Origin of the sequence: Klebsiella sp. G-Nf4 (assembly GCF_002810615.1) — a bacterium.
In the GTDB taxonomy this organism is placed as follows: Bacteria; Pseudomonadota; Gammaproteobacteria; order Enterobacterales; family Enterobacteriaceae; genus Klebsiella; species Klebsiella variicola.
The window spans coordinates 339,404-358,490 of the sequence record NZ_PION01000005.1; the positions used below are offsets into that span (position 1 = coordinate 339,404).

The 19,087-nt window shown below is 58.2% G+C and carries 16 protein-coding genes; 9 read left to right on the plus strand and 7 right to left on the minus strand.

The features are described 5' to 3' along the window. Window positions 1-14 precede the first annotated feature (14 nt). The 6 genes from dinG to CWM57_RS13395 all read right to left on the minus strand — a co-directional run bounded on the left by dinG (window position 15) and on the right by CWM57_RS13395 (window position 7,913). Window positions 15-2,171, minus strand: coding sequence for an ATP-dependent DNA helicase DinG (gene dinG, locus CWM57_RS13370; RefSeq protein WP_100676027.1), 2,157 nt, complete (start codon window positions 2,169-2,171; stop codon window positions 15-17). 187 nt (window positions 2,172-2,358) lie between these two features. Further along, the gene (gene rhlE / locus CWM57_RS13375; RefSeq protein WP_008805766.1) at window positions 2,359-3,714 is read right to left on the minus strand and encodes an ATP-dependent RNA helicase RhlE; all 1,356 of its coding nucleotides are present in this window, start codon (window positions 3,712-3,714) and stop codon (window positions 2,359-2,361) included. Window positions 3,715-3,930: 216 nt separating this feature from the next. Next, on the minus strand, window positions 3,931-4,923 hold the full coding sequence (locus CWM57_RS13380; RefSeq protein ID WP_061155255.1) for a transketolase family protein: 993 nt from the start codon (window positions 4,921-4,923) through the stop codon (window positions 3,931-3,933). After that, window positions 4,923-5,768, minus strand: coding sequence for a transketolase (locus tag CWM57_RS13385; RefSeq protein ID WP_074386476.1), 846 nt, complete (start codon window positions 5,766-5,768; stop codon window positions 4,923-4,925). Before CWM57_RS13385 ends, CWM57_RS13380 begins: the two co-directional genes overlap by 1 nt. A 13-nt stretch (window positions 5,769-5,781) precedes the next feature. Continuing rightward, window positions 5,782-6,531 (minus strand): SDR family NAD(P)-dependent oxidoreductase, encoded by a 750-nt coding sequence (locus CWM57_RS13390; RefSeq protein WP_012542384.1) that lies wholly within the window; start codon window positions 6,529-6,531, stop codon window positions 5,782-5,784. Window positions 6,532-6,581: 50 nt separating this feature from the next. After that, window positions 6,582-7,913, minus strand: a complete 1,332-nt coding sequence (locus tag CWM57_RS13395) for an MFS transporter (protein WP_074386478.1) — start codon at window positions 7,911-7,913, stop codon at window positions 6,582-6,584. Between the two features lie 418 nt (window positions 7,914-8,331). On the opposite strand from CWM57_RS13395, the gene CWM57_RS13400 reads away from it, so the two are divergent. The 6 genes from CWM57_RS13400 to CWM57_RS13425 all read left to right on the plus strand — a co-directional run bounded on the left by CWM57_RS13400 (window position 8,332) and on the right by CWM57_RS13425 (window position 15,074). Further along, window positions 8,332-9,255: a LysR substrate-binding domain-containing protein gene (locus CWM57_RS13400; protein WP_074386479.1), complete on the plus strand. Its 924-nt coding sequence runs from the start codon at window positions 8,332-8,334 to the stop codon at window positions 9,253-9,255. 73 nt (window positions 9,256-9,328) lie between these two features. Next, window positions 9,329-9,988 (plus strand): transcriptional regulator CecR, encoded by a 660-nt coding sequence (gene cecR, locus CWM57_RS13405; protein ID WP_061155260.1) that lies wholly within the window; start codon window positions 9,329-9,331, stop codon window positions 9,986-9,988. Further along, window positions 9,988-10,983 carry a secretion protein HlyD gene (gene hlyD / locus CWM57_RS13410; RefSeq protein ID WP_074386480.1) on the plus strand — a complete coding sequence of 332 codons (996 nt, stop codon included), beginning with the start codon at window positions 9,988-9,990 and terminating at the stop codon, window positions 10,981-10,983. The genes cecR and hlyD overlap by 1 nt, the downstream gene beginning before the upstream one ends. Beyond that, window positions 10,976-12,715 (plus strand): ATP-binding cassette domain-containing protein, encoded by a 1,740-nt coding sequence (locus CWM57_RS13415; RefSeq protein ID WP_074386481.1) that lies wholly within the window; start codon window positions 10,976-10,978, stop codon window positions 12,713-12,715. Before hlyD ends, CWM57_RS13415 begins: the two co-directional genes overlap by 8 nt. Beyond that, complete coding sequence (locus CWM57_RS13420; RefSeq protein ID WP_100676028.1) at window positions 12,705-13,838, plus strand: ABC transporter permease; 1,134 nt, start codon at window positions 12,705-12,707, stop codon at window positions 13,836-13,838. Before CWM57_RS13415 ends, CWM57_RS13420 begins: the two co-directional genes overlap by 11 nt. A gap of 129 nt (window positions 13,839-13,967) precedes the next feature. Further along, complete coding sequence (locus CWM57_RS13425) at window positions 13,968-15,074, plus strand: ABC transporter permease (protein WP_012542389.1); 1,107 nt, start codon at window positions 13,968-13,970, stop codon at window positions 15,072-15,074. Here the strand turns inward: CWM57_RS13425 and CWM57_RS13430 are convergent. Then, window positions 15,036-15,446: a YbhQ family protein gene (locus CWM57_RS13430; protein WP_012542390.1), complete on the minus strand. Its 411-nt coding sequence runs from the start codon at window positions 15,444-15,446 to the stop codon at window positions 15,036-15,038. The genes CWM57_RS13425 and CWM57_RS13430 overlap by 39 nt on opposite strands. Window positions 15,447-15,577: 131 nt before the next feature. Between CWM57_RS13430 and CWM57_RS13435 the strand changes: the two genes are divergently transcribed. Genes CWM57_RS13435 through CWM57_RS13445 form a run of 3 tightly spaced genes read left to right on the plus strand, consistent with a single transcriptional unit; the run spans window position 15,578 to window position 18,542 of the window. Continuing rightward, window positions 15,578-16,339, plus strand: a complete 762-nt coding sequence (locus CWM57_RS13435; protein ID WP_008805754.1) for an endonuclease/exonuclease/phosphatase family protein — start codon at window positions 15,578-15,580, stop codon at window positions 16,337-16,339. Beyond that, on the plus strand, window positions 16,336-17,580 hold the full coding sequence (gene clsB, locus CWM57_RS13440) for a cardiolipin synthase ClsB (protein WP_074386484.1): 1,245 nt from the start codon (window positions 16,336-16,338) through the stop codon (window positions 17,578-17,580). Before CWM57_RS13435 ends, clsB begins: the two co-directional genes overlap by 4 nt. Then, on the plus strand, window positions 17,577-18,542 hold the full coding sequence (locus tag CWM57_RS13445) for a lysylphosphatidylglycerol synthase transmembrane domain-containing protein (RefSeq protein ID WP_023322254.1): 966 nt from the start codon (window positions 17,577-17,579) through the stop codon (window positions 18,540-18,542). Before clsB ends, CWM57_RS13445 begins: the two co-directional genes overlap by 4 nt. Window positions 18,543-19,087: the final 545 nt, after the last annotated feature.

Sequence of the window (19,087 nt, forward strand, 5' to 3'; positions counted from 1 at the left end):
ATCACGCGCCGGTGTCAGCGACGTTTGCGGCCTGTCTGTTTTGCTGTCTGTTTTGCTTTCCGTTTTACTATAACCTCCGGGACGCCCGGCTGCTCTATGGGAAAAACAGGTAACGCGTTCAGTAGACGCGCGCCATAGTTTTTGGTCAACAGACGCTTATCGTAAATCACCACTTCTCCCCAGCAGTGATGGCTACGGATCAGACGCCCCACCTGCTGAATCAGATTAAAGGAGGCGCTGGGCAAACTCTGTACCTCGAAAGGATAACGATTGAGGCTTTTCAGCCATTCGCCTTCGGTGATCACTACCGGGCTGTCGATGGGCGGAAAGGCGATTTTATGAATATGCACCTGGCTTAGCAGATCGCCCTTTAAATCGAGACCTTCGGCAAAGGACTGCAGGCCCACCAGCACGCTGTGCTCGCCGTTTTCAACCCGTTTGCGATGCAGTTCCACCAGCCGATAGCGCGGCTGGTCGCCCTGCACCAGCAGCATCAGGCGCAGATCGGTCACATGCTCCAGGAAGCGGTTCATCGCCCGCCCGCTGGCAAACAGCACCAGCATCCCGAGATGTTTCTTGCTCTCTACCTGCTGGCGAAAATAGGCCGCCATCTCGGCAATGTGCTGCTCTTCGTTATCCATCAACGGTTCATAGCGCATTTGAGGAATAATAATTTTCCCCTGCTCCACGTGATTGAACGGCGAATCCAGCGCCACGAAGCGGTCACCCGCTTTCTCCTTCAGACCGCTCATCTCCTGCAGGCGCGAAAAGCTGTTCAGAGAACGCAGCGTCGCTGACGTCACGACGATATGCGGCACGCTGCGCCACAGCAGCCGTTCCAGCTGATCGCTGACGCGGATGCCGACGCAGTGGAACCAGACATGGATCTGGCCGTCGCGCACCACCCGCGTCGCCCATTTAGTCACCGGCGCACCCGAGGATTGCGCCAGCGACGCCAGGCGCCACAGCTTGCTTTGGCTTTCAAACATGCCGAGCGCGCGGTTCATCTGCAGCAGCACCCGATGCAGGCGCACCACGTCATGGCTGCCGGTCTTTTCGCTGAGATCGTTAAGGAACAGCTCCGCCAGCCCGCGCAGCATCTCGGTGAGCTTCGCCAGCCGCTGGCAGATCTCCATCACCTCCTGCGGCAGTTCGCCCATCGGGAAACGATGCTCCGCTTCCTGACCGGCGGGCATGTAGAGATTGAGAATATTATTCAACGACGCAATCAGCTCGAACAGCTCTTCGCAATGGCCGGTGAGCCGCTCCGGATTGGCCAGCGGCGGCGTGGTTTTCGGACGAAACTGCTCCATGCAGGTGGCGACCAGCTTGCAGAACAGATCCAGCTGCAGGCGAAACCAGGGGGCGGTGATCTCGGCGCTCATCTCCAGCGCGTCGCGGGCGACGTCCGGCAGATGATGACCTTCATCGAGGACCAACAGCAGGTTTTTCGGTTCCGGCAGCACCGCCTCGCTCTCCATCGCCGCCATCACCAGCGCATGGTTGGCCACCACCACTTCCGCCTCCTGAATTTCCCGCCGCGCCACAAAGAACGGGCACTCGCGATAGTAGTGGCAGTTGCGGTTCAGGCAGCTGGCCTTATCGGTGCTCAGCCGGCTCCACAGCGCGTCATCGATGGATTTATCGGTATGATCGCGCAGGCCGTCCCAGCGGTAGCTGTCGAGGTCCTGCTTCAGGGTCGCACACAGCTTCTGCTCGGCCTGGTTATTCGGGGTGAGATCGTCATCGAGAAAGGCCAGCAGATCCTGCTGTGACGGCTCGGTACTGGCCAGCGCCGTCAGGTTACGCGGGCAAACGTAGCGCCCACGGCCAAAGGCGGCGGTAAAGCGCAGGTCGGGAATGATTTTACGCAGCAGCGGCAGGTCTTTACTGTAGATTTGATCCTGCAGGGCGACGTTGGCAGTGCTGACCACCAGCGTTTTTTGTTCCTCCCGGGCGATAGCTATGCCCGGGATCAGGTATGACAGCGTTTTACCGACGCCGGTCGGCGCTTCGATAGCCAGATGCCTGCCCTCTTCCCCGGCGAGCGTTTTCGCCACATCGGCGATCATCTGCCGCTGGGGGGGGCGGGGAATAAAGTCCGGGATCTGTTCCTGAAGCGCCTTATACCAGGCGGCGATTTGCGCTTTCAGCGCAGCGGTCAAAGCCATGAGAAAACCTGAATACTGTATAAACAGCCACTATTGTGCCATTTTTGCCCGCCCGGAGGTATTGCTTTCTGCTGAGTGTGGAAGCGTGCTCGACAAATAGTGTAATGGAAAGAAAAAGGCCCGCCGCCGCGTAGCGGACAGACGGGCCTGAGCCGGGCCGCGTTATCGCGGCCGGGGCATCAGCGTGTTATTCGCCAGCCGGTTTACGCGGGCGACGGCGGCGCGGCGGTTTGCCGTCCTGCGTACGCGCTTTCGGCGCCTCGCCGTCCTGACGGCGCGGGGCGCTGTTCTGGCTGCGCGGCTGTCCGCTGCGTCCCTGCCCCTGGCCACCGCGTCCCTGACCTTGCCCACGACCGCCGCCGCGCTGCTGGCGACCGTTCTGGATAGGTTCGGCTTTAATGGACGGATCCGGCTCATAGCCGGCAATCGCAATGCGCGGGATCTCTTTTTTCAGCAGGCGCTCGATATCGCGCAGCAGCTTATGCTCATCCACACACACCAGCGATAAGGCTTCGCCGGTGGCCGCCGCGCGACCAGTACGGCCGATACGGTGGACGTAATCTTCCGGCACGTTCGGCAGCTCGTAGTTCACCACGTGCGGCAGCTCTTCGATATCCAGACCACGGGCGGCGATATCGGTCGCCACCAGCACGCGAATGCCGCCGGATTTAAAGTCGGCCAGCGCGCGGGTACGTGCCCCCTGACTCTTGTTGCCATGGATCGCCGCGCTGCGGATGCCGTCTTTGTTGAGCTGCTCCGCGAGGTGGTTGGCGCCATGCTTGGTGCGGGTAAACACCAGCACCTGCTGCCAGTTGCCTTCGCCGATCAGCTGCGACAACAGTTCGCGCTTGCGGTTCTTGTCTACAAAATGGACGTGCTGGGTGATCTGCTCGGACGCGGTGTTGCGACGCGCCACTTCCACTTCCAGCGGGTTGTGCAGCAGTTTCTCGGCCAGGCCCTTGATCTCGTCGGAGAAGGTCGCCGAGAACAGCAGGTTCTGACGACGCGCCGGCAGTTTGGCCAGTACGCGACGAATGTCATGGATAAAGCCCATATCCAGCATGCGGTCCGCTTCGTCCAGCACGAGGATTTCCACGCTATCAAGGCTGACCGCGTTCTGATGTTCGAGGTCCAGCAGACGGCCCGGGGTGGCGACGAGGATGTCGACGCCACCACGCAGCTTCATCATCTGCGGGTTGATGCTCACGCCGCCGAATACCACCAGCGAGCGAATATTCAGGTATTTGCTGTAGTCGCGGACGTTCTCGCCCACCTGCGCCGCCAGCTCACGGGTTGGGGTCAGGATCAGCGCGCGCACCGGGCGGCGGCCTTTTGCGTGCGGCTCTTTGTCAATCAGACGCTGTAGCAGCGGCAGGGTAAAGCCCGCCGTCTTACCGGTGCCGGTCTGGGCGCTGGCCATCAGATCGCGCCCCTGCATTACCGCCGGGATAGCCTGCTGTTGGATAGGGGTCGGCTCAACGTAGCCCTGCTCAGCGACAGCGCGCAGGATATCGGGATTCAGGCCAAGGGAATCAAAAGACATAACAACTCCGAACCGCCCCGGCCCGGTGAAGGGCGTAGTTTTCAGGGAGATTATTGCGATAAGAGATGGCAAAAACCACAATGCCATGAAGGGGCGCATTCTAGCAGATTTTGTGACAGGCCGCATAAAATCTGCCAAAAGAATGCCGCGCTTGTCTGGCGGGGGGAAGAAGGCCACTGAGTGCGCTCAGCGGCCTGGTGTGTCATCGCAGAACGATTAACGCAAACGATACTTAATTTTTTCAACGATCTTCGCGGTGGAAATACCGTAACGATCGTGGAGGGTCGGCAGCGCGCCGGCTAACAGGAACGCGTCAGGGAGCCCAACGATATCCAGCTCACAGCGCACCCCCTTACGCATCAACAGCGCGGCCACCGCCTCCCCTAGCCCGCCGACCGCGGTGTGGTTTTCCGCAGTCACCACCAGACGACCCGGCTTCGACGCCTGTTCAATAATCGCTTTTTCATCCAGCGGTTTGATGGTTGGCACGTGCAGGACCGCCACGCTGATGTTATCAGCCCGCAGCTTTTCAACCGCCTCCAGCGCGCGCATGGTCATCAACCCGGAGGAGATGATCAGCACATCGTTGCCGTCCTCCAGCAGCTTCGCTTTGCCCAGTTCGAACTGATAGTCGTATTTATCCAGCACCAGCGGCACCTTACCGCGCAGCAGACGCATATATACCGGCCCCTGGTGATCGGCAATGGCCGGTACCGCCTGCTCTATCTCCAGCGCATCGCAGGGATCGACGATGACCATGCCGGGGATACCGCGCATAATCGCCAGATCTTCCGTGGCCTGATGGCTAGGCCCGTAGCCGGTTGTCAGGCCCGGCAGCGCCGCGCAGATCTTCACGTTCAGATGCTCTTCGGCGATGACCTGATGAATAAAATCATAGGCGCGACGGGTGGCGAAGGCAGCATAGGTGGTGGCGAAAGGAATAAACCCCTCCTTCGCCATCCCCCCCGCCGCCGCCATCAGCAGCTGCTCGGCCATGCCCATCTGGAAAAAACGATCCGGGAAGGCCTGGGCGAAAATATGCAGATCGGTATATTTTGACAGGTCCGCGGTCATGCCGACGATTTCCGGGCGCTGCGCCGCCAGTTTTGACAGCGCGACACCGAAAGGCGCAGAGACAGTCGCCTGGCCTTCATCAGCAATCGAGGCGATCATCGCCGACGTTTTTAAACGGGGTTGACTCTGGCTCATTACAGCACTCCTTCCGGTTTGTTAGCGTCCAGCACCGCAATCGCTTTTTGCCATTCGTCGGCATCGACGCGAATAAAATGGTTTTTATCGCGGGTTTCGAGGAACGGCACCCCTTTGCCCATCAGCGTGTCGCATAAAATGACCCGCGGCTGGTTAGCGGAGTGATTTTTCGCGTTGTCAAAGGCAGCCATCACCGCCGGCAGATCGTTACCGTCCACGCGCTGTACGTACCAGCCGAAGGCGGCCCATTTCTCATGCAGCGGCTCGAAGCCGAGGATTTTGCGCGAATCGCCGTCCGCCTGCTGTTTGTTGACGTCGACCAGGTTAATCAGATTGGTCAGGCCATAGTGAGCCGCCGACATCGCTGCTTCCCAGGTCGACCCTTCGTCCAGCTCCCCATCGGACATGGAGTTGTAGACCCAGGCCGTGCTCTGTTTCTGCCGCAGCCCAAGCGCCATGCCGACGGCAATGGACAGCCCCTGTCCCAGCGAACCGCCGGACATCTCCATGCCTGGGGTGTAGGTCGCCATGCCGGACATCGGCAGGCGGCTGTCGTCGGAACCGTAAGTTTCCAGCTCGGCTTCCGGGATAATGCCTGCCTCCAGCAGCGCAGCATAATAAGCGATAGCGTAATGGCCATGAGATAGCAGGAAGCGATCGCGCCCCTCCCACTCGGGATCTTCCGGGCGATAGGTCATGGCGTGGCTGAAGGCGGTGGCCAGCACATCGGCATAGCCCAGCGCCTGGCCGATATAGCCCTGCCCCTGTACTTCCCCCATTTGCAGGGCGTAACGGCGAATACGCCATGCCGCCGCGGCGACTTTTTGTGATTCGGTCATCTTCATCTGTTTGCCTCGCTTAGTGAATTAACATGCCGCCGTTAACGTCCAGGGTGATACCGGTGGAGTAGGAAGAGAGGTCGCTGCCGAGGAACAGCGCGGCACGCGCGATGTCTACCGCGTCGCCGAGGCGGTTCATCGGGATCCCGGCAAGAATGTTGGCCGTCATATCGTCAGTCAGCTTGCCGGCGGTAATGTCGGTCTGAATCAGCCCCGGGGTAATGCAGTTAACGCGGACGTTATCCGGGCCAAGCTCGCGCGCCATCGCCCGCGCCAGACCCAGCACCCCGGCTTTTGCCGCGCTGTAGTGCGGGCCGCCGAAGATACCGCCGCCGCGCTGGGCGGAAACGGACGAGATGCAGACAATGCTGCCGGATTTTTGTGCCCGCATGGTGGGAATAACCGCCTGCGACATCAGCAGCGTGCCGCGCAGGCTGACATCGAGCACTGCGTCATAATTGGCGCGCTTGATATCCATCAGCTTCAGCGGTTGGGTAATCCCTGCGTTATTCACCAGCACATCAACCCGGCCATATTTCGCCAGAATTTGTTCGATGGCCGCCTGTACCTGCACTTCATCAGCGACGTTCGCCGCCAGGCCGAGATGGCCTTCGCCTAATGCCGCCGCCGCGGTTTTGCTGGCTTCACCATTGAGGTCGATAATGACCACTTTCGCGCCGTTGTCGGCGAATAATTTCGCGGTGGCAAAGCCCAAACCGCGTGCGGAGGCCGCGCCAGTAATAATGGCGACTTTATCTTTTAATAACATAGTTTCACTCCATGACATTACGTCATATTAATTAACAGGATATATTTCCGTTATTGTGGTTCATCGAGGAAAAGAATCACCACCAAGCCAATGGCGGCGCAGATACCAAAATAGGTAAATACAGAATTAAAACTGCCCGTCTGGTCAAGTAAGTAGCCGGCCGCCATCGGGGCCACAAATCCGCCGAGGTTGCCACCGCTATTAATAATGGAAGAAGCGATCGGATAGGTTTTGCTGTCCGATACAGCCATGCCGTAAGCGGTAAAAGCTGGCCAACCGATATTCAAACAGAAACCGACAAAGAATAATCCAATACAGACCGCCAGGGTGCTCGTCGGGATATTCAGCATCACTAACATCATGACCACGGTTGACACCGCAGTGAACATCATGGTGGGTTTACGCCGGCGGCCTAATAATTTGTCCGAAATCCATCCACCGCCGATCGCGCCAATAAAGCCGCCGATGCACGGCATACTGGCCACGAAGCCCATACTCATCACATCAAAACCGCGCTCTTTCACTAAATACAGCGGGATCCAGGTTAATAATCCGTACAGCACGCTAACCATCATAAAATACGCCAGACAGTCACCCAGAATATTCTTTGAGGTAAATAAGCCTTTCGCAGTATCAATAGGCGCCATCTTTTTCACCCGAATAATTTTATCCAGCCAGGTGAAGCGATCGGCAATTAATATATTCTCGCGTACGCCGTTATTATGGCGTTCACGCCCGGCATTAATCTCTTCGAGTTCGCCTTGTGAAACAAATCCGCTCTCTGAAGGTTTGGATTTAACCAGCAGATACCACGCAATCGCCGCCACGATCCCGGGTATCGCAAAGGAGAAAAAGACCCACCGCCAGCCCCAGGTCACCGCAATCCACACCGCCAGCGGCGGGACAATAATCGGCGCAAACATGGTCGCCGCGATATAAACACCCGTTGCCGTCGCTTTCTCTTTTGGTGGAAACCAGTTATTTATGGTGGAAGCCAGCCCCACCGGGCAAGGCCCTTCGCTCAGCCCCAGTCCCAGCCGCACCAGCTTCAGGCCAAACACGGAGCTCACCGTGCCCATCAGCCAGGTAAAGGCGGAGAAGCCGAAAATGGACAGCGAAACCAGTCCCCGGGTACCGCGTTTGGCGATGAAAAAGCCGGCCGGGATCTGGCTTACCGCATAGCCGAGGAAAAACATACTGGCAATGGCCCCAGCTTCAAAATTATTGATATGAAACTCATCAATGATAAACGGCAGTACCGCGCCAATATTGGTCCTGTCGGCGTAATTGATGGCATACACCAGGAAAATCATCGTCAAAACCACGAAACGATATTTTGTTTTCCTGGCGTCAGTACAGACTAGTGTATCTATACGTGACATAGGGTTTCCTCATCTTATACCTCATCCACTTCGCTGCCCGTTGCCGCTTCGGATCACCGCGTTTTCACTTTCCATACAGCAGCAAGAGATAAATATCTTTTCGCTCAGCTAAACAGGTGGTTAGGTGTTTTATAATGGCGACCTCAATGCATCGCCGTTTGTGATCAGGCCTGTGAGAGGAATATAACAACCCCAAAATGAAACGGTATTCAAAAAACCTCAATTATGATTGAGAAAAATTGAGTTAGTGACTTCCCGCAAATTTTTAGCGTTTACTGACACGCACTCTTTTAACGAGATAAATTGTTAAGTCCATCACAAATTAAAATCATTTTTCCCTTTTCTCTATGCTGGCTATCACGACTGCGCCACGCTGTTCGCTATTTTCTTTTAGAAACGCCCTGCCCAGGATGCTGCCATGAGTCAACCGCTGCCCAATAAAAATTTGCCGATGCCCTCTTTACGCAATATCCAGGCCTTTATTGAAGTCGCCGCTACCGGCAGCCTCAACCTGGCCGCAGAGAATCTCAATATTACCGCCTCGGCGGTCAGCCACCAGATAGCCAGCCTGGAGCACTTTCTGGGAAAAAAACTGTTCTCCCGCAGCAGTAAAGGCGTCATGTTAACGGCGGTGGGAGAAAAATATCTCAAAGAGGTCTCCGGGGCGCTGAATATGATTGGCCAGGCCACCAGCCAGGTGATCAACGATATCCATCAGGATTATTTACGTATTCACTCGGCGCCGAGTTTCGGCCTGCTGTGGCTGATGCCTCGCCTGGATAAATTTCGCCAGGCGTGGCCGGCGCTAAAAATCAGCCTGACCTGTTCATACGAAAGCATCCAGTTCTCCCGGGATAATATTGATATCGATATTCGTCACGGGCTATCACAGTGGCCAACGCTGCTGGTCAGAACCATTAAAAATGAGTGCGTCCTGCCCTACAGCGCAGCGTCTTATTTAGCCAGCCATCCTGTGCATGCGGTGGAAGATCTGCTGGCCTGCGATCTGATCCACTCCGACAGCACCTTAATTAACTGGAGCAGTTGGCTGTCGTGGCACAAGGTCCGCGGCTGGCATAAAAACTTCATTTTTAATTTCGACCGGTCGTACATGAGCATCGAGGCGGCCAGAATGGGGATGGGGGTGATCCTTGAAAGCAATCTGCTGGCCGGCGGGCATGTGCGTCAGGGGCAGCTGACGCCGGTATTTGACGACGAGCGGAGTATGCCGGTCGGCGCGCACCACTTCGTTCTCCCCCATGCCAATGAACAGAAGGAGAAGGTCCAGCGCTTCTTCGCCTGGGTCGCCGGGGAGCTGAAAGAGGAAGGTTTTCATATTTGATCCAGGCCGGTAGACAAACTGTCGATTGGGACCTAAAGTTAATCAATCGATTGATTAACTTTTACAGAGCGCGATGACCAGTAAAGGCGAACAGGCAAAAAATCAGCTTATCGCGGCCGCTATCGCCCAGTTTGGCGAGTATGGCCAGCATGCCACCACCCGCGATATCGCCGCCCAGGCCGGGCAGAATATCGCCGCTATCACCTATTATTTTGGCTCGAAAGACGACTTATATCTCGCCTGTGCTCAATGGATCGCCGATTTTATCGGCGACAATTTTCGCCCACAGGCCGAAGCGGCGGAGGCCCTGCTCGCCGGAGAGTCGCCGGATCGCCAGGCAATTCGCGCCCTCATTCTCAATGCCTGCCACAACATGATCCTGCTGCTGACCCAGGATGATACGGTCAACTTAAGCAAATTCATTTCCCGTGAGCAGCTGGCGCCGACCGCCGCCTACCATCTGATCCACCAGCAGGTGATTGCCCCCCTGCACCACTATCTCACCCGGCTGATTGCCGCCTGGACAGGCCGCGATGCCGGTGATACGCAAATGATCCTCCACACCCACGCCCTGCTGGGCGAGGTGCTGGCTTTCCGTCTTGGGCGTGAAACCATCCTGCTGCGCACCGGCTGGACGCAGTTTGACGCGCAAAAGACCGAACAGATTTTCGAGGTCATTACCTGTCATATCGATTTCATTCTGCATGGGTTATCGCAAAGGAGTTTGGGCTGATGAAAAAACCCGTCGTCGTCATTCTGCTGATCGTGATTCTTCTCGCCGCGCTGGGCGGCGGCTGGTGGTGGTACCAGAGCAGCCGGCAGCAGCCGCTGACCCTGTATGGCAATGTCGATATCCGCACCGTCAACATGAGCTTCCGCGTCGGCGGCAGACTGGCTTCGCTGACCGTCGACGAAGGCGACAGCATCCGCGCCGGGCAAACGCTCGGCGAGCTTGATCGCGCGCCGTATGAAAATGCCCTGCTGCAGGCCGAGGCTAACGTCTCCACTGCCCAGGCACAGTATGACCTGATGATGGCCGGCTACCGCTCGGAAGAGATTGCCCAGGCCGCTGCGGCGGTAAATCAGGCGCAGGCCGCTTACGACTATGCGCAAAACTTTTATCAACGCCAGCTCGGGCTGCGCGCCAGCAGCGCGATATCCGCCAACGACCTCGAAAACGCCCGTTCTTCACGCGATCAGGCACAGGCGACCTTAAAATCGGCGCAGGACAAACTGCGTCAGTACCGCGCCGGTAACCGCCCGCAGGAGATTGCGCAGGCCAAAGCCAGTCTGGAACAGGCGCAGGCGGCGCTGGCCCAGGCTAAACTGGACCTGCACGATACCGTGCTCATCGCCCCTTCCGACGGTACGCTGATGACCCGCGCCGTCGAGCCCGGCACCATGCTCAACGCCGGCGGCACCGTGCTGACGCTGTCGTTAACCCATCCGGTGTGGGTCCGCGCCTATGTTGACGAGAAAAACCTTGGTCAGGCGCAGCCGGGACGCGAAGTGCTGCTGTATACCGACGGCCGGCCGGACAAGCCCTATCACGGTAAAATCGGCTTTGTCTCGCCAAGCGCTGAATTTACGCCGAAGACCGTGGAAACGCCGGATCTGCGTACCGACCTCGTTTATCGTCTGCGTATTGTGGTGACCGATGCCGACGGCGCCCTGCGCCAGGGGATGCCGGTGACCGTCTCCTTTAACAACGGGAACGGACATGAGTGAGGATGTCATCACCTTAAACGACCTGAGCCGCCGTTTTCCCGGTATGGACAGGCCCGCGGTGGCGCCGCTGACCTGCACGATCCGCGCCGGCTACGTCACCGGGCTGGTGGGCCCCGACGGCGCGGGGAAAACCACCCTGATGCGAATGCTGGCCGGTTTGCTTAAACCTGATGAGGGCCGCGCCAGCGTGATCGGCTTCGACCCGCTAAGAGACGACAGCGCCCTGCACGCGGTGCTCGGCTATATGCCGCAGAAGTTCGGCCTGTATGAAGATCTGACGGTGATGGAAAACCTGACCCTATATGCCGACCTGCGCAGCGTCACCGGCGAGGCGCGGAAGAACATTTTCGACCGCCTGCTGGAATTCACCTCCCTTGGCCCGTTTACCGAACGGCTGGCAGGCAAGCTTTCCGGCGGCATGAAGCAAAAGCTGGGACTCGCCTGTACCCTGGTGGGCGACCCGAAAGTACTGCTGCTGGATGAGCCCGGCGTCGGCGTCGACCCTATCTCGCGCCGCGAACTGTGGCAGATGGTGCACGAGCTGGCTGGCGACGGCATGCTGATCCTGTGGAGCACCTCCTATCTCGATGAAGCGGAACAATGCCGCGACGTGTTGCTGATGAACGAAGGCAAACTGCTCTACCAGGGTGAGCCGACGGCGCTAACGCAAACCATGGCCGGACGCAGTTTCCTCGTCTCCAGCCCACAGGAAAACAACCGCCGCCTGCTGCAGCGGGCGCTAAAGCTGCCGCAAATTAGCGATGGCGTGATCCAGGGCAAGTCGGTGCGCCTGATCCTGAAAAAAGACGCCCGCATTGAGGAAGTCCAGCAGCATGGCGACATGCCGCCGCTACAGGTGGCGGAGACGGCGCCGCGCTTTGAAGATGCGTTTATCGATCTGCTCGGCGGCGCCGGGACCGCTGAGTCGCCGTTGGGAGCGATTATCCATCGTGTTGACGGCAGCAAAGACGAAACGGTCATTGAGGCGCAGTCGTTAACGAAAAAATTTGGTGATTTCGCCGCTACCGACCACGTCGATTTCCAGGTTAAGCGTGGTGAAATTTTCGGTCTGCTCGGCCCCAACGGCGCCGGGAAATCCACCACCTTCAAAATGATGTGCGGCCTGCTGGTGCCCACCTCCGGCAAAGCGCTGGTGCTGGGGATGGATCTTAAGGTCAGCTCTGGCAAGGCGCGCCAGCATCTGGGCTATATGGCGCAAAAATTTTCGCTGTACGGCAACCTCAGCGTCGAGCAGAACCTGCGCTTTTTCTCCGGCGTCTATGGCCTGCGCGGCCGGGCGCAGAATGAAAAAATCGCCCGGATGAGCGATGCCTTTGGCCTGAAAAGTATCGCCCGTCACGCCGCCGACGAGCTGCCGCTCGGTTACAAGCAGCGGCTGGCGCTGGCCTGCTCGCTGATGCATGAGCCCGATATTCTGTTTCTCGATGAACCGACCTCTGGCGTCGACCCCCTCACCCGCCGTGAGTTCTGGCTGCATATCAACAGCATGGTCGATAAAGGGGTGACGGTGATGGTCACCACCCACTTTATGGATGAGGCGGAATATTGCGACCGCATCGGGCTGGTTTACCACGGTAAGCTTATCGCCAGCGGGACCCCGGACGCGCTGAAGGCCCAGGCGGCGAATGATAGCCAGAAAGATCCCACCATGGAGCAGGCGTTTATTACCCTGATTAACCAATGGGATAAGGAGCACGGCCATGAGCAATAGCGTTCTTTCGTGGCGACGGGTCCGCGCCCTGTGCGTGAAAGAGACCCGGCAGATCGTCCGCGATCCCAGCAGTTGGCTGATCGCGATGGTGATCCCGCTACTCCTGCTGTTTATCTTCGGCTATGGCATTAACCTCGATTCCAGCAAACTGCGGGTCGGCGTATTGCTGGAGCAACAGAGCGAAGAGGCGCTGGATTTTGTCCATACCATGACCGGCTCGCCCTATATCGACGCCACGGTCAGCGATAATCGCCAGCAGCTGATTCAAATGATGCAGGCCGGGCGCATCCGCGCCATGGTGGTCATTCCCGTCGACTTTGACCGCCAGATGGCCCGCGCCGGCGCCGACGCGCCAATTCAGTTGATTACCGACGGCAGCGAGCCCAATACCGCCAACTTCGCCCAGGGCTATGTGGAAGGCATCTGGCAGATCTGGCAGCAGCAGCGGGCGGAAGACCGCGGTGAGACCTTTGAGCCGCTGATCGACGTGCAGATGCGCTACTGGTTTAACCCGGCGGCTATTAGCCAGCACTTTATTATCCCCGGGGCGATCACCATCATCATGACCGTGGTCGGCGCGATCCTGACCTCGCTGGTGGTGGCGCGCGAATGGGAGCGCGGCACCATGGAGGCGCTACTGTCGACCGAGATCACCCGCGCCGAACTGCTGCTGTGCAAGCTCATTCCCTACTATTTCCTCGGCATGCTGGCGATGCTGCTGTGTATGCTGGTGTCGGTATTTATTCTCGGCGTGCCCTACCGCGGTTCGCTGCTGATTCTGTTTGTCATCACCAGTCTGTTTTTGCTCAGCACCCTGGGCATGGGGCTGCTGATCTCAACCATTACCCGCAACCAGTTTAACGCCGCGCAGGTGGCGCTGAATGCCGCGTTTTTACCGTCGATTATGTTGTCGGGGTTTATTTTCCAGATAGACAGTATGCCGGCGGTGATCCGCGCGGTGACCTACGTGATCCCGGCGCGCTATTTCGTCAACACCCTGCAAAGCCTGTTTCTGGCGGGCAATATTCCGGTGGTGCTGGTGGTGAATGTGCTGTTTTTGATTGCGTCGGCGGTGATGTTTATCGGCCTGACGTGGCTGAAAACCAAACGGCGTCTGGATTAGGTTTTGCCCGGTGGCGCTGCGCTGACCGGGCCTACGGTTTAACCAACATCGATTATACGGTTCGCCGATCCCCCAGGCCGGGCAAACGCAGTGCCGCCCGGCGTGGTTGAATGGGCCAAAGGAGCTATTATGTTTCACCGCTTATGGACATTGATCCGCAAAGAGCTGCAGTCGCTGCTGCGCGAACCGCAGACGCGGGCAATTTTAATCATGCCGGTGCTGATTCAGGTGCTGCTGTTTCCCTTTGCCGCGACGCTGGAGGTGACCAACGCCACCATCGCCATCTACAACGAAGACAGCGGCCGCCACGCGGTGGAACTCACTCAGCGCTTCGCCCGCGCCAAAGCCTTTACCCACGTCCTGCTGCTGAAAAGCCCGCAGGCGATCCAGCCGACCATCGATGAACAAAAAGCCCTGCTGGTGGTACGCTTCCCGGCGGATTTCTCGCGTAATCTCGACAACTATCAAACCGCCCCGCTGCAGCTCCTGCTCGACGGGCGCAACTCCAACAGCGCGCAAATCGCCGCCAACTACCTGCAGCAGATCGTAAAAAACTATCAGCAGGAGCTGCTGGAGGGCAAAGCAAAGCCGAACAACAGCGAACTGGTGGTGCGCAACTGGTACAACCCGAATCTCGACTATAAGTGGTTCGTGGTGCCGTCGCTTATCGCCATGATCACCACCATCGGGGTGATGATCGTGACGTCGTTGTCGGTGGCCCGTGAGCGCGAACAGGGTACCCTCGATCAGCTGCTGGTCTCGCCCCTCGCCACCTGGCAAATCTTCGTTGGCAAAGCGGTGCCGGCGCTGATCGTCGCCACCCTGCAGGCGACTATCGTGCTGGCGATTGGTATCTGGGCCTATCAGATCCCGTTTGCCGGCTCGCTGCTGCTGTTCTATTTCACGATGGTGATTTATGGCTTATCGCTGGTGGGCTTCGGTTTATTGATTTCATCGCTGTGCGCCACCCAGCAGCAGGCGTTTATCGGCGTGTTCGTCTTTATGATGCCGGCGATCCTGCTTTCGGGCTACGTTTCACCGGTGGAAAATATGCCGCAGTGGCTGCAGGATCTGACCTGGATAAACCCGATCCGCCATTTTACCGATATCACCAAGCAAATTTATCTGAAGGATGCGAGTCTGAAGATTGTGTGGGGAAGTTTGTGGCCGCTACTGGTCATAGCGGCCACCACCGGCTCAGCGGCGTATGCGATGTTCCGAAGAAAGATTGCGTAGTTTTTTATCTTTCGCCAGCAGCGAGACCACCGCCGGGCCTGCCAGTATCACCAGCCCGGCGAGGGCCAGCAGCAGGTTGTTGTGCAGCACGCGCGACAGCAACCACAGCGCTATCATGGCCGCGCCAAAGTACCAGGTGGTGGTGAGCTCCTCAAGGAAGTCTCCCACATCGCGCCAGCGCGCCTCGTGGTGACGCTGCAGAAACAGCATCGCCAACAGCGTGACGCTGTAGAGGACGCACAGTCCCAATCCGACGCGCACCAGCGCGCCGCTCATCCAACCCATCACCAGTACTGCCACGACCAGTAGATGCAACATAATCTGCCAGCAACTAAGACCTGTTGCGACGCGTACACGTTGTTGCCACTTCATGGCTTCTCTCCTGAAGGATTTTTCTCTGCTACTCAGAGTACCGCACTTTACGGAAAATTCCGTATCACCGCATCTTTTTGTGACGTCTACTACACTATTTTATTCAGGAAAGTGACATTTACTGGAGAATTATGGCTGAGCCAACGTCGGGATTTTCGTTGAACGTGCTGACAATTAACACCCATAAAGGCTTTACGGCGTTTAATCGGCGTTTTATTTTGCCCGAGTTGCGCGACGCCGTGCGCAGCGTCAGCGCGGATATTGTTTGCCTGCAGGAAGTGATGGGCGCTCATGAAGTTCACCCGCTGCACATCGAGAACTGGCCAGATACCACCCATTATGAATTTCTCGCCGACACCATGTGGAGCGATTACGCCTACGGGCGCAACGCGGTCTATCCGGAAGGCCACCACGGCAATGCCGTACTGTCGCGCTTTCCCATTGAATACTATGAAAATCGCGATATTTCAGTCGGCAACGGCGAGAAACGCGGTCTGCTTTACTGCCGCATCGTGCCGCCAGAGAGCGGCGTGACGATCCATGTGATCTGCGTTCACCTGGGTTTACGCGCCGACCAACGGCAGGCACAGTTGACCATGCTGGCGGAGTGGGTCAATACCCTGCCCGCCGGTGAGCCTGTGGTGGTGGCCGGGGATTTTAACGACTGGCGTCAGCAGGCGAATCAGCCGTTAAAAGCGCAAGCCGGGCTGGAAGAGATCTTTACCCGCGCCCGCGGAAGGCCGGCGCGCACGTTTCCGGTCAGTTTTCCGCTGCTGCGCCTCGATCGTATTTATGTCAAAAACGCCCACGCCAGCCACCCGAAGGCGCTGGCCCTCAAACAATGGCGGCATCTGTCCGATCATGCGCCCCTTAGCGTGGAGATACACTTGTGAAATGTCGTTGGCAGGAAGGCAACCGCATTACGCTCCTGGAGAACGGCGACCAGTACTATCCGGCGCTGTTTGCGGCCATTGGTCGCGCCAGCCGGCGGGTGATCCTCGAATCCTTTATCTGGTTTGAAGATGAGGTGGGCTGGCGGCTGCACGCGGTTCTGCTGAAAGCCGCCCGCCGCGGTATTCAGGTGGAGGTGCTGCTTGACGGCTATGGCTCGCCGGATCTCAGCGATGAGTTTGTCGGCGAACTGACCGCCGCCGGGGTGATTTTTCGCTACTACGATCCGCGCCCTAAGCTGATGGGGATGCGCACCAACCTGTTCCGTCGGATGCACCGTAAAATCGTGGTGATTGATGACACTACCGCCTTTGTCGGCGGTATTAACTACTCCGCTGAGCATATGAGCGACTACGGCCCAGAGGCGAAACAGGATTATGCGGTGCAGGTCGAAGGGCCGGTGGTACTTGATATTCTGCAGTTCGAGCTGGAGAACCTGCCCAACAGCGAAACCGCCCGCCGCTGGTGGCGCCGCCGTCGCCATCAGCCGGAGATCAACCAGACTCCCGGCGAGGCGCAGGCGCTGTTCATCTGGCGCGACAACCAGGATCACCGCGACGATATCGAACGCCACTACCTGAAGATGCTGACCAGCGCCCGCCGGGAGGTGATCATTGCCAACGCCTATTTCTTTCCCGGCTACCGCCTGCTGCATGCGATGCGTAATGCCGCGCGGCGCGGCGTGCGGGTCAAGCTGATCGTCCAGGGCGAGCCGGATATTCCGATTGTGAAGTTTGGCGCCCACCTGCTCTATCACTATCTCGTTAAGGGCGGGGTGCAGATCTATGAGTATCGCCGCCGTCCGCTGCATGGCAAGGTCGCCCTGGCGGATGACCACTGGGCCACCGTCGGGTCGAGCAACCTGGATCCATTGAGCCTGTCGCTGAATCTGGAAGCCAATCTGATCATCCACGACCGGGTGTTTAACCAGACGCTGCGCGATAACCTCAACGGGCTTATCGCCAGAGATTGCCAGCGGATCGATAAAGCGATGCTGCCGAAGCGCAACTGGTGGCGGCTGGGCGTCAGCGTGATGGCCTTCCACTTTCTGCGCCACTTCCCGGCGTGGGTCGGCTGGCTACCAGCCCATACGCCGCGGCTGGCCAGGGTCAGCCCGCCGGTGCAGCCGGAGATTGAAACCCAGGATCGTGTCGACTCACAAACCAGGGATAATCCGCTATGAGCAAATCGCATCCCCGCTGGCGGATGGCGAAAAGAGTACTTACCGTGCTCTTTTTTATCGCCGTGATCGTTCTATTGGTGATTTACGCGCAGAAGGTCGACTGGCAGGACGTGTGGAAGGTGATCCGTGGCTATGATCGGCTGGCCTTATTTAGCGCCATTGCGCTGGTCATCGTCAGCTATCTGATCTACGGCTGCTACGATCTGCTTGGCCGGGCCTATTGCGGGCATAAGCTGGCGAAACGCCAGGTGATGCTGGTATCGTTTATCTGCTATGCCTTTAACCTGACGCTCAGCACCTGGGTGGGCGGGATCGGCATGCGCTACCGGCTGTACTCGCGGCTGGGGCTCAACGGCGGCACCATCACCCGTATTTTTTCATTAAGCATTACCACCAACTGGCTGGGCTATATCCTGCTCGGTGGGGTGATCTTTACGGCGGATCTGGTGAAGTTACCGCCGCACTGGTACATCAGCCAGACCACCCTGCGCATTATCGGCGGGGTGATGCTGATCCTTACGCTTTGCTATCTGTTCGGCTGCGCGTTCGCTAAACGCCGTCACCTGACGATTAAAGGCCAGCGGCTGGTGCTGCCCTCCTGGCGCTTCGCGCTGCTGCAGATGGGGATCTCGGCGGCGAACTGGATGGCGATGGGGGCGATAATCTGGCTGCTGTTGGGCAGCGAAATTAACTATTTCCTGGTATTAGGGGTGCTGCTGGTGAGTAGTATCGCCGGGGTGATCGTTCATATTCCGGCCGGGATCGGCGTGCTGGAGGCGGTGTTTATCGCCATGCTCTCCGGAGAGGAGATTTCGAAGGGCGCGATTATCGCCGCCCTGCTCGCCTGGCGCGCGCTTTATTATTTCCTGCCATTGCTGCTGGCGACGGTGGCCTATCTGCTGCTGGAGAGCCGGGCGAAAAAGCTGCGGCAAAAGAACCAGCGCAAGCTGGCCCGCGAATGACACAGCCAGGTCGCGCTGCGCTTGCCGGGCCTGCGGAGTGTGAGCCTGTGAGAGGACCCCGTAGGCCGGGTAAGGCGTAGCCGCCACCCGGCAGCATCACGGGTACCGTACCTGAAATCTCGCCCGGCGGCGCTGCGCTTGCACGGGCCTAAACGCCAGCCGGACGGTTCCCTCTCCCTCCGGGAGAGGGACAGGGCGAGGGGAAGCACTGCAGTGTGGTTGTTTATGTTATCTGTGGCTTCAGCGTAGTTTGCGCTCCCGGTTAGTCTTCTGCGTTATGTCACTCATGGCGCAGGGAGCGCACAGGGGGCGGCCAGTCGCCGCCGCCCCCTGTACCCCCGGGCTCCGGCCAGCAAAATCGCCACTTCGTGGTGCCTTCGACTTATCCCTGCAGGCTTCGGGTCGGGCCGAGGCAGCGTATATGGACGCTCCCGGAATGCAATGCTTTCTTCAGTTCAGTAATAAAACGGGTAGGTGCAGCCATATATCCGGTTTCTGATGGGATTTCTTTATCCCGAACCATGATGAAATCCGCCAGGCAGGTA

Excerpts from the sequence above, each read along its gene's own strand:
- dinG (WP_100676027.1), bottom strand. The coding sequence starts at position 2,171 with ATGGCTTTGACCGCTGCGCTGAAAGCGCAAATCGCCGCCTGGTATAAG.
- rhlE (WP_008805766.1), bottom strand. The coding sequence starts at position 3,714 with ATGTCTTTTGATTCCCTTGGCCTGAATCCCGATATCCTGCGCGCTGTC.
- CWM57_RS13380 (WP_061155255.1), bottom strand. The coding sequence starts at position 4,923 with ATGAGCCAGAGTCAACCCCGTTTAAAAACGTCGGCGATGATCGCCTCG.
- CWM57_RS13385 (WP_074386476.1), bottom strand. The coding sequence starts at position 5,768 with ATGAAGATGACCGAATCACAAAAAGTCGCCGCGGCGGCATGGCGTATT.
- CWM57_RS13390 (WP_012542384.1), bottom strand. The coding sequence starts at position 6,531 with ATGTTATTAAAAGATAAAGTCGCCATTATTACTGGCGCGGCCTCCGCA.
- CWM57_RS13395 (WP_074386478.1), bottom strand. The coding sequence starts at position 7,913 with ATGTCACGTATAGATACACTAGTCTGTACTGACGCCAGGAAAACAAAA.
- CWM57_RS13400 (WP_074386479.1), top strand. The coding sequence starts at position 8,332 with ATGAGTCAACCGCTGCCCAATAAAAATTTGCCGATGCCCTCTTTACGC.
- cecR (WP_061155260.1), top strand. The coding sequence starts at position 9,329 with ATGACCAGTAAAGGCGAACAGGCAAAAAATCAGCTTATCGCGGCCGCT.
- hlyD (WP_074386480.1), top strand. The coding sequence starts at position 9,988 with ATGAAAAAACCCGTCGTCGTCATTCTGCTGATCGTGATTCTTCTCGCC.
- CWM57_RS13415 (WP_074386481.1), top strand. The coding sequence starts at position 10,976 with ATGAGTGAGGATGTCATCACCTTAAACGACCTGAGCCGCCGTTTTCCC.
- CWM57_RS13420 (WP_100676028.1), top strand. The coding sequence starts at position 12,705 with ATGAGCAATAGCGTTCTTTCGTGGCGACGGGTCCGCGCCCTGTGCGTG.
- CWM57_RS13425 (WP_012542389.1), top strand. The coding sequence starts at position 13,968 with ATGTTTCACCGCTTATGGACATTGATCCGCAAAGAGCTGCAGTCGCTG.
- CWM57_RS13430 (WP_012542390.1), bottom strand. The coding sequence starts at position 15,446 with ATGAAGTGGCAACAACGTGTACGCGTCGCAACAGGTCTTAGTTGCTGG.
- CWM57_RS13435 (WP_008805754.1), top strand. The coding sequence starts at position 15,578 with ATGGCTGAGCCAACGTCGGGATTTTCGTTGAACGTGCTGACAATTAAC.
- CWM57_RS13445 (WP_023322254.1), top strand. The coding sequence starts at position 17,577 with ATGAGCAAATCGCATCCCCGCTGGCGGATGGCGAAAAGAGTACTTACC.